The organism is Methylomonas sp. (assembly GCF_023228165.1).
Taxonomy (GTDB): domain Bacteria; phylum Pseudomonadota; class Gammaproteobacteria; order Methylococcales; family Methylomonadaceae; genus Methylomonas.
In genome coordinates, this window is the sequence record NZ_JALOBS010000011.1 from 90,367 (window position 1) to 101,233 (window position 10,867).

General features: G+C 49.4%; 7 protein-coding genes. 4 read left to right on the top strand and 3 right to left on the bottom strand.

Annotated features, from left to right (window positions below; genetic code table 11):
• The first annotated feature begins 2 nt into the window (after window positions 1-2).
• Window positions 3-4,121 (top strand): hybrid sensor histidine kinase/response regulator, encoded by a 4,119-nt coding sequence (locus M0R33_RS10185; protein ID WP_292568410.1) that lies wholly within the window; start codon window positions 3-5, stop codon window positions 4,119-4,121.
• Between the two features lie 48 nt (window positions 4,122-4,169).
• Here the strand turns inward: M0R33_RS10185 and M0R33_RS10190 are convergent, their stop codons facing one another.
• Window positions 4,170-6,251: a carbon starvation CstA family protein gene (locus M0R33_RS10190; protein ID WP_292568412.1), complete on the bottom strand. Its 2,082-nt coding sequence runs from the start codon at window positions 6,249-6,251 to the stop codon at window positions 4,170-4,172.
• A gap of 160 nt (window positions 6,252-6,411) precedes the next feature.
• Window positions 6,412-6,759 (bottom strand): hypothetical protein, encoded by a 348-nt coding sequence (locus M0R33_RS10195; protein ID WP_292568414.1) that lies wholly within the window; start codon window positions 6,757-6,759, stop codon window positions 6,412-6,414.
• A gap of 523 nt (window positions 6,760-7,282) precedes the next feature.
• Between M0R33_RS10195 and M0R33_RS10200 the strand changes: the two genes are divergently transcribed.
• Complete coding sequence (locus M0R33_RS10200) at window positions 7,283-7,780, top strand: cytochrome P460 family protein (RefSeq protein ID WP_292568416.1); 498 nt, start codon at window positions 7,283-7,285, stop codon at window positions 7,778-7,780.
• Window positions 7,781-7,810: 30 nt separating this feature from the next.
• Here the strand turns inward: M0R33_RS10200 and M0R33_RS10205 are convergent, their stop codons facing one another.
• Window positions 7,811-8,743, bottom strand: a complete 933-nt coding sequence (locus M0R33_RS10205) for a histone deacetylase family protein (protein WP_292568418.1) — start codon at window positions 8,741-8,743, stop codon at window positions 7,811-7,813.
• A 107-nt stretch (window positions 8,744-8,850) separates the two neighbouring features.
• Between M0R33_RS10205 and M0R33_RS10210 the strand changes: the two genes are divergently transcribed.
• Window positions 8,851-9,288 (top strand): NUDIX hydrolase, encoded by a 438-nt coding sequence (locus tag M0R33_RS10210; RefSeq protein ID WP_292568420.1) that lies wholly within the window; start codon window positions 8,851-8,853, stop codon window positions 9,286-9,288.
• A 157-nt stretch (window positions 9,289-9,445) separates the two neighbouring features.
• Entirely contained in the window at window positions 9,446-10,867 is a 1,422-nt protein-coding gene (locus M0R33_RS10215; RefSeq protein ID WP_292568421.1) for a toll/interleukin-1 receptor domain-containing protein, read from the top strand.

The window sequence follows — 10,867 nt, forward strand, 5'->3', positions numbered from 1 at the left end:
TTGTGCAATATTGGCTTGCGATATTGCTGGGTAGCCTTGCCACGTGTTTGCCGAGCGGACATGCAACCGCAGCCGAGATATTTATTAAGGAAGCGGGTATTCCGGACGCAAGCGCAATTTCATCCATGATCCAGGATAAACAAGGTTTTATTTGGATGGCCAGCTATGCCCAACTACAACGCTATGACGGATACGATGCGAAGCTGTACAAAAAGGCCCCTAATGTTCCCGGCGCCTTGCAATTCGATGCCATTACCAGTTTATTTGAAGACCGGCAGCAGCGAATTTGGATCGGTTCGCGAGACGGCATGACGGTTTTTGAACCGGAAACAGAACTATTTAAAACGATCATAAAGGCTGAAGCCGAACCGGACCATAGAGAAGCCGGCAATATTCGTAATATCATTTCCGATGGTAGAAATGGGTTGTGGTTAGCCACGCGAGGTGGGCTTAGACATTTTAATCCGAAGACGGGCCAATCGAAAATTTATAGGCACGATCCGCGGCAGCCAGATAGTTTGTCGGTTAACAATATCGAAACACTCGTCATGGATCCGCAAGGCGGATTGTGGATAGGCACGTGGCCTTCCGGACTCGATTATCTCCCACCTAACAGCCAGCAATTTCAACATTTTCAAATCAGCAGCGATAATAAATTAACCTTGGAAAACAATATTAAAACATTGTTTTTCGATAGTACCCAGCGCTTGTGGCTGGGTACTGAAGCGGGGGTGTTTACCTGGCAATTCGGTGATGATTGGGCCAATAGGAAAAAGTTGCCGCTGCCTGCCACAACGGGGGACGCAAGGATTAATCAGTTTGCCGAAGATTCGAACGGAACTGTTTGGGTGGCGACTGCCAAGGGGCTGTTACGTTGGAATAGTCACCTGCAAGGCTTTGACCTTTATCAACAAAGACTGGAAGACCCCACCAGCTTGGCGGGCAATATCGTAAAAGCGTTGTTGGCCGATCATTCCGGCAGCCTTTTTATTGCCACAACCAATGGCATGAGTCGAATTGATTTTACCAGCGGCGGTTTTGGCAAACTCACACCTAGAGCCTTAAAAGATGCCGATGATGGAGTTAATAATGCCATTCGGTCCATCGCTGTTAACAATACGCATCAACTATGGTTGGGTACGTGGGAGGGGGCCTTGTTGGTCGACAACACCCGCCGGCAAATTTTAAGAAAATTAATAACAGCGCCCAAGCAGAAAGGACGTACTCCGATCGGGATGGTGTATGAAGTTTATCCGCAGCCGAATGGTTTGTTATGGTTAGGTACCCGGAACGGTCTGATTCGATTTAACGAAAAAAACCAGGACATTCAGATTATCGATTTAGGGGATACAGCTAATAATTTTGTCAATAAAATCGTACCCGGGCGGGACGGGATGTTATGGCTGGGTACCGGAGGCGGGCTGATTGAATATGATCCGCTAAAGGGCATAAAAAGACACTTTAGGCATGATGAAAACAATCAAAACAGTCTCGGCGATGATTCGGTTAATACCCTTTTTATTGATAGCAAGGGCAGAGTGTGGTCAGGCGGCGCTTATATAGCAGGAGGCGGTTTGAGCGTGTTCGACCCGAAAAGCGGCCAATTTCACGGTTACAATTTCGACTCGAATGACCAGAATAGTTTACCCAGCGATATGGTTTTTAATGTCATCGAGGACAAGCAAGGCCGAGTATGGCTGGCCACGGGCCGCGGGATATGCCAAGCAATTGAAACGGAAACCGGTTTCAAATTTCAAAATTTCGGTGCCGACAACGGCTTAGGTAACGGGTCGGTTCAAAACCTGCAGATCGGAGATCAGGGGTTGCTATGGTTCACCGGCATCAAGGGTATTTCAAGTTTTAACCCCGATAATGCTGAATTTACGCATTATGCCTTTCCGGTCGGTTTTGCCAGCAGGATTGAACCCGGCGCTATGGTAATTGACGACGTTGGATTGATCTATGTCAGCACTTCCGACGGCGCCATCATTATCGATCCCTATCAGCTGCGCACCAATAACATACTTCCCAATCCCGCGATTACCGAGATCAATATCGATAATCGCACCTTGGATTTGAATGTAAATGACCTCAATATCAGTTTGGAAGGCAGCATTACTCGACCTAGGAATTTGAGCTTTCCCTGGCGCGCGAGAATCTTGTCCTTACACTTTTCGGCCTTACATTACGCAGATCCCGCACGAAACCGCTATGCCTATAAATTGGCTGGTTTCGATCAAAACTGGATTGAAGTCGACAGTAATAATCGAGTCGCCACTTATACCAATTTAGACCCCGGCCACTATGTGTTTCATCTTAAGGCCAGCAACAATGCCGGGGTCTGGGATGAGATGGGGCTCACGCTGCCCATCACCATTATTCCACCTTACTGGCAGACGGTTTGGTTTCGCGGTTTGTTGTTGATTGCATTCTTTTCTTTATTGCTAAGCATCTATTATTGGCGGGTGCGGCAATTGCGGCGTATTCAGCAAAATCTCGAAACTCAGGTGACCAACCGCACCAGAGAACTGTCTGAAATGCATCAGCAAGCATTGGCTGCCGTGAAAATTAAGAGCGCATTTTTGGCTAATATGAGCCATGAAATTCGTACGCCGATGAACGCCATCATTGGCATGAGTGAATTGGCATTAGAAACCGAATTAAATCCTAAGCAGCGAAATTACCTGGAAAAGATCAAAACCTCTTCCAAATGGTTGCTCGGTATCGTTAATGACATTTTGGATTATTCCAAGTTGGAAGCCGGTAAATTAACCCTGGAGCATACCGAGTTTTATTTGGATGAGGTTTTACAATATTTAAAGGATCTCACCCCTACTTTATTGGGCAATAAATCATTAGATATCAACTTTAAAGTCGATAAAGCCGTCCCGCCAGCTTTTTGGGGTGATCCGTTGCGGCTCGGACAAGTGTTGTTAAATTTACTGAGTAATGCCATCAAGTTCACCGAAGTCGGTCAGGTAACCCTGCGTATTAAATGTTTACGGGCCACTGATAAAAAAGCCAACTTGCATTTCAGCGTTACAGATAGCGGCATCGGACTCTCTAGGCTGCAACAAAGCCATTTGTTTGAAGCTTTCAATCAAGCCGATAATTCCACTACCCGAAAATACGGCGGCACGGGTTTGGGATTATCGATTTGCAAAAATTTAATCAGTGCCATGGGCGGTAATCTCGGCGTCTCCAGCGAAGAGGGCGAGGGCAGCTGTTTTTATTTCAATATCGAGTTGGAAATTGCGTTGGCCGACCAAGTCAAACCCGTTCCCCAGGATGGCCCAAGTCCTGCCGTGATCGCCTCACTTAAGAGCGCCTGTTTGTTAGTGGTTGAAGATAATCCCATCAATCAGGAGTTGCTATTGGAGGTGCTGTCAAACAAGGGTATACAGGCCGACTTAGCGGTCAATGGGTTGGAAGCGCTTGGGATGATCGAGCTTAAAACTTATTCAGCCGTATTAATGGATTGTCTGATGCCGGAGATGGATGGTTATGCGGCGACGCGCGCGATCAGAAGCAATCCTCGCTACGCCAATTTACCGATTATCGCGATGACGGCAAATGTAATGATCTCCGACCGGCAACGCTGCCTGGATGCCGGCATGAACGATCATGTCGGAAAACCGGTCGATTGGACACAACTGTTTCAAGTGCTGGCTCGCTGGGTCAAGCCTCGGGACGATGCTAATGTTGAGCCGGCAGCTATTATCGCTCAGGATGAATTAGGTTTTCCGCATTTGACCGGTGTAGATAGTCGACAAGCCCGCCTCCTGACGGGTAATAATTCAGCCATATACCGCAAGCTGCTGGGCTTATTCCGGGAAAGACATTGCCATGATTGGGAGCAAATTCAAAGCTATTATCAGGCGGAAGATTACGAAAACGCGACTAAAATGATTCATAAATTATTAGGCAGTGTGCAATCCGTCGCCCATCGCGCTCTGGTGGAAATTTTGTCCGAGCTGGAGCGGGCGCTCAGAGAAAAGCACCCGTTGCTGCAGCCTCAGTTAGAGCATGCGGAATCGTTACTAAGCCAATTATTTTCAGAAATAGGGCTGCTATTCGAGAATACCGAGCCTGAGCATATTCAGAGCGGTTCGGCTAAATAGCGACAAAACCCGGGTCCATCAGCTTTCGCAAGTTCGACGCAAGCGGGTTTAATCCCGTACCCAGTCCTCGACCAGCCTGCTGGGAATATGCGCCGATTCACTGGATTGCGGATAATTTCTACCGCTAACGACACAATAAATAATACGCAAGGTATCGCCCAACAGCAGCCAAGTGATCAGCATGAAGATGCCGGTCAACCCGGCATTGAGATAATCGTTAAAAATCAGATGCGGGGCTTTTGCGGCTAGTTCGGATGTCAGCAAATCGTTACTTAACTTGTCGGACAAGTCGGCGGCATGGGCTAGAAAACCGACTCTTAAATCGGTTGAAAACAATTTTTCCCAGGCTGCGCTGGTGGTGATGATAAGCAACCAGGACAAGGGTAGGGCTGTGACCCAGACGTATTTTAATTTGCCGGATTTCACTAGAATGGTGCTGCCGACGCATAAGGCAATCGCCGCCAACATTTGATTGGCGATGCCGAACAAAGGCCATAGGCTATTAATGCCGCCCAACGGGTCTATGGTACCCATGTACAAAAAATAACCCCAGGCAGACACCACCAAGCCGCTGGTCAGCAAGATGCTGGGATAGCTGTTGGATTTACCCAAATCCAAGTTAAAATTACCCAGCATATCCTGCAGCATAAACCGGGCCACACGAGTGCCCGCATCCAGCGTGGTCAGAATAAACAGTGCCTCGAACATGATGGCAAAGTGATACCAGGCCGCCAGCAGATGTTCGCCGAATACTTGCGCAAACAGGCTGGCCATGCCGACCGCCAAAGACGGCGCGCCGCCGGTGCGGGCGAATAAAGTCGATTCGCCCATGGTGTGCGCCAAATGCTGCATTTGTTCAACGCTAACCGGAAAGCCCCAGCTGCTGATTTTGGCCACGGCGTCGACAGCCTCCGCACCGACAATACCCGCTGGACTGTTGATGGCGAAAAACACCCCTGGTTCCAGCACGCTGGCGGCTATCATGGCCATGATGGCCACAAAGGACTCCATCATCATCGCCCCGTAGCCGATGAAACGGGCATCCTGCTCGTTAGCCAGTAGTTTGGGCGTGGTACCGGAGGAAATTAGGGCGTGAAAACCGGAAATAGCGCCGCAGGCGATAGTAATAAACACGAACGGAAACAGCTTGCCGCCGAAGATGGGCCCGCTGCCGTCGATAAACTGCGTCAACGCCGGCATTTTTAGTTCGGGGCGTAACACCACGATGGCGATAGCCAAGGCGCCGATGGTGCCCAGTTTCATAAAAGTGGATAGATAATCGCGCGGCGCCAGTAGCAACCAAACCGGTAATACTGCGGCGGCAAAACCATACAATATCACCATCACCGCCAATTGCGGCGCGTCGTAGTCGAACCAGCCGCGCAAAACTGGGTGCTCGTCTATCCAGCCGCCGCCAACCACGGCAAAAATCAACATCGATACGCCGATCAAGGTGGCTTCCAGCACGCGGCCCGGACGCAGATGATGTAAATAAATCCCCATCAGTACAGCAATCGGAATCGTCGCCGCCACGGTTGAGGTGGCCCATGGACTGTGTTTCATGGCGTTTACCACTACCAGGCCCAGCACCGCGATCAGAATAATCATGATCATCATCACGCCCAGCATGGCGGCGGCACCGCCGATGGGGCCGAGTTCGTCCTTGGCCATTTGCCCTAGCGAGCGGCCGTCGCGGCGCACCGAGAAAAATAAAGTCACGAAATCCTGCACACAGCCGCCAAGTACGGCGCCGATCAGTATCCATAAGGTGCCGGGCAGATAACCGAATTGCGCGGCCAACGTGGGGCCGATCAGCGGGCCGGGGCCGGCAATCGCGGCAAAATGATGACCGAACACCACCCATTTGTGGGTCGGCATGAAATCGCGGCCATCGTCAAAACGTTCGGCGGGGGTGGCGCGGCCGGCATCAAGCATCAGCACCTTGGTTGCGATAAAGGCGCTGTAAAATCGATATCCCAGCGCATAGACGCAAAGTGCCGCAACCACCAGCCACATGCTGTTGATGGTTTCACCGCGCTGTAGGGCTATGCCGCCGACAGCAAAGGTGCCGATCAAAGCGACGCAGATCCAAAATAGAAGGTAGGGTAAACGATTATTGTTGCCGGACATGGCGGATTCCTTCGTGCATTGCAGTTTGGTGCGAGAAATTTTGCGAAATGGTAACACGAGGAGGGGATGTGGGCGTTACCGGTTGAGTTAAAGGATTTAACCCGGGCGGCAACGCCAGTCGGAGGAAGCGTTGATGTTTCTGCTATTTCAAGATTTGTTTTTACAGCGCTTTATATATTTTCAAGGCTTTATTTAAATCGGCTGTTGAATCGGCAACATTGCCTCTGCCGGCTTTTATTTGACCTTGAATAACTAAGGCATTCGCAGCCTTAACTTCGTCATCATGACCGGAAATTTGTTCCGATGCTGTGCGTGCAGATTTGATATGACCGCGCGCAGCGCTGAAATCGCTTTTGCTAATTTGCTCCAAGGCATTTTCGATGTGTGAAATAACTTCGCTAACACCCGCTACTGAGCTGGTGGCTTCTTCAGCGTAAGCGACGCTGCTGGTTGCACCAACAGAAATTGCCATGATGAAAGCCAACATTGATATTTTAATTAAATTCATAATATTAGAAATTTTTGAGTCTGATTGAGGGAAAATTAAGTGGGTTTAAACAAAATAATTTCGTTTAAACCCACTACCATCATATAGATTTTATCGATGGCATAAATGACAATTTTATTAAATTATCATTTTCGGCAGACTTTAAGTGGCGGCTAATTCGGTAGCGATCTTAAGGTTTTAGGTAAATATAACGCTTATAACTAAATCCTTAATTTTATTTATTTTGTCAATCAATACATGACTTTATCTGTTTAATTCGTGTTACGGGACGGCTGGTCGATGGTCCTGTAAAAGATGCCCTGTAACGCAGGCTTTGTAACGGATGCGATGCCGGAATTAATTTTTCGCGTAAATTGTCTTCGAAGTTTAAAGGGTTCATTTTAGGCTTAAAATGACCGTAGAGACCGAGTGAAAACAATATTTTGCGGGCAGCAGGCGATTTAGTGTTAGCGAGTCAGGGAGCAAATGGTTAAAATCCTATAGGCTTAACTCAGTTACTTGATTGCTTATAAGGAGAGTACTCATGAAAAAAATCACTACCGCGGCCTGGCTGCTTGCAACAACCACTTTTATGCTGGCGACTGCGCTACATGCTGAAACACCAGCCGATAAGCCCGCTAAAACAGTACATGGAGAATATAAAGATTGGTTAACCCTGAGTGTGTCTCACCGATTGGATAAACATCTGGTGCGCAGCGTTCTCGGTAACGACATAGCTATCAAAGCGGCTCGAGCCGGCAAAACCAAGCCGTGGCCGGATGGAACCATCTTCGCCAAAGTCGGTTGGAAGGAAAGAACTCACCCTAACTGGCCGCAAGCCGTGGTGCCGGGCGAGTTCGCCGGCGCTGAAGCCATGGTCAAGGACAGCAAGAAATTCGCCGAAACCGGCGGCTGGGGTTTTGGACATTGGGAAGGCGATAAACTGGTGATGAACGATAAGGAAAAGTCCGCGACATGTTTCGCCTGTCATACGCCTATGAAAGATAACGATTACGTCTACACCGTTCCTGTTTTGCAATAATACAGCAGGGGGCGTTTTAATCGCCCCCGTTCAGTCCGCGGCCAGGCTGCCGACATGCGCGGCGACGCTGGCCGGCAAGGCGTGTAAATCATAGCCACCTTCCAAAGCGGAAATGATGCGTCCGTTACAAGTTGCCTCGGCAATCTCCCGCAACTGCTGCGTTACCCAGGCATAATCGTCTTCCACTAGTCGCAATGAGGCCAAGGGGTCGTCTTTATGCGCATCGAATCCCGCGGATAAAAGAATCAGTTGCGGGTTAAATTTACGCACGGCCGGTAAAATGATTTCCGTGTATTTGGCTCGGAAAGTCGTGCCGTCGCTGCCGGTCGGCAGCGGGACGTTGACAATATTGCCAACCCCGTTTTCGGATGGGTGACCACTGCCCGGATAATGCGGCCATTGGTGGCTGGAGGCGTATAGCACTTGCGGTTGGCTATAAAACGCTGCCTGGGTGCCATTGCCGTGGTGCACATCAAAATCCACAATCGCGATACGTTCCAAACCATAGCGGGTACGGGCATATTCTGCGGCAATAGCAATGTTGTTGAACAGGCAGAAACCCATGGGGTAGCCGGGCATGGCATGATGTCCGGGCGGGCGCACGGCGCAGAATGCCTGCTGGGCCTGATCCGTGCAGAGTTTATCCACCGCATCGCAGACTGCGCCTACTGCGCGCAGCGCGGCTGACTTTGAACCGGGCGAGGCGACCGTGTCTGCGTCAAAATAACTTAAACCCTCGGCGGGGATACCTTCCAATACGCGTGCGATCATGGCGGATGTATGAATCAAGGCCAGCTTGGTTTCAACATCGTCCGGGATCGGTGGCGTGACATGCCGTATGCCCTGAAACTTAACGGCGCCTAATGCGGTTTCAATAGCGCGCAGACGAGCAGGGCTCTCAGGATGTCCGGGACCGGTGTCATGGGCCAGAAAATCGACGTGGCTGTAGTAAAGCATTGTCATAAGCCCTCCTAAAAATTAGATTTTACATTGTATGTTATGAGGTATGGCTGGTTTAAAATCAAGTCTGCCACTACACTGGAATTTTATTTTCCCGAACGAGGTCCTCCATGGCCAAGCCTATTACCCCTTTGCTCGCCGCCGATATTTTGATTGAATTAATCGATATACCGGAACGTCCTTTCGTTTTGATCGAACGCGCTTTTCCGCCTTACGGTTGGGCCGTGCCGGGCGGTTTTGTCGATGTCGGTGAAACGGTGGAACACGCCGCTATCCGTGAAGCAAAGGAAGAAACCGGGTTGGAGGTCGAATTAACAGCATTATTGGGGATTTATTCCGATCCCGCCCGCGATTCGCGTAATCATACCGTCACGGCGGTCTATGTCGGCCAGGCACACGGAATGCCCCAGGCCGCGGATGATGCCAAAAACGCCGCTTTGTTCAGGTTCGATAACCTGCCGGCGCAACTGGCTTTCGACCATGCCCAGGTGCTGGCCGATTATCAGGAATTCCTGCGTAGCGGCCGAGTAACGCCGTTACGGGTATAGGCAAGTCTTTTACTGGTTAAACTGCTCCGTGCCTAACAGTGATTGTCTTGATCGGCCCGAAGCACAAATAGGGTTTCATTAACGGCTTGATTAGTCGCACTATGGGTTTACTATAAGTCGATAACTACCCCGGCATTCGACCTGACAGGGCTTGCAAATGATAGAAGCAAATATCGAGCGGCTATGGGAACAACTTATTGCCTTCATAGAGGAAGGCCGGGTCATTCCTGTCATCGGGCCGGAATTGTTAATACTTGAAATCGATGGTAAATCAACTCGGTTATATACCTATTTGGCGGAGCAACTAGCAAAGCGCCTGCAAATTGCGCCGGAAGCGGACGATACCTTAAATGCTGTCGCCTGCCGATATCTGGCTCTGGGTCAGCAGCGAGAAGATATTTATCCCGCGTTAAAACGCACCATAGCTGAATTGTCGCCGGCTAAGCCGCCGGAAACGCTGGTTAAGCTAGCTAAAATCAGGCCTCTGAAGTTATTTGTGACGACCTGTTTCGATCCCTATCTGGTCAGAACACTTAACCAAGTTCGCTATGAAGGTAAGGATAACACCACGGTGTTAGAGTTCTATCCCGGTTCCAGCAAGGATTTGCCGGAAGAAATGGATAAACTGGTCGGTACTACGGTATTTCATTTATTCGGAAAACTTACCGCCGCACCGGATTATGCGGTTACCGATGAAGACATTCTAGAGTTTATGCATGAATTGCAGTCGGCGGATACCCGCCCCAAGCTGTTGTTCGATGCCTTAGTCAGGCAAGATCTGATGGTGATTGGTTGCCAATTATTTGATTGGTTGGGGCGCTTTTTTGTACGTATCGGCAATAGACACCGCTTGATTATTTCCAAGGAAAAAACCGATTTTTTGGTCGGTGACCAAATACGCAAGGAAATAAATCTGGCCAAATTTCTTTTGCATTACAGCAGTCGCACCAAAATTTTCCCGTTGCAGTCCATCGAATTTGTTGACGAGTTATACCAACGCTGGATGGCGACGCATCCTGCCGGCACCGACCACGGCAAGCCTGTTGAGGCAATGGTAGAGCATGTACGCCCCGTCGAAAAAACGGAACCCTATCAGGCCAATGTCGAGGCGGACGAAACAAAGTCGATGCGTAGTGGCGCGGTATTTTTGAGTTATGCGCATGAAGACGAAGCGGCTGTTTTGTTTATCAAGAATGCCTTTGAAAAGGCCGGTATTGAAGTATGGTTTGATAAAAATCCCAGCGCGTTGCGGGTTGGTGATAACTTTAAAACCCGCATCAAAACCAACATCGAACAATGCTCGCTATTTGTGCCGATTATTTCCCGCAATACTCTGACGCAAGAGCGGCGTTTTTTTAGGTTCGAATGGAAATTCGCGCAAGAATGCACCGATTTTTATCCGGATAACCGGCGCTTCATCATGCCGTTAGCCATAGATGATACCCCTGCGGACGATCCAAATCTGGACGATTATATTCGCGAATTACATTGGGAGCGCCTGCAAAACGGCCAATGTAGAGCGGAGTTTTTAGCCGAAATTAAAAATTTGCAGCGGGCTTACCGGCGCAATACGGAATAG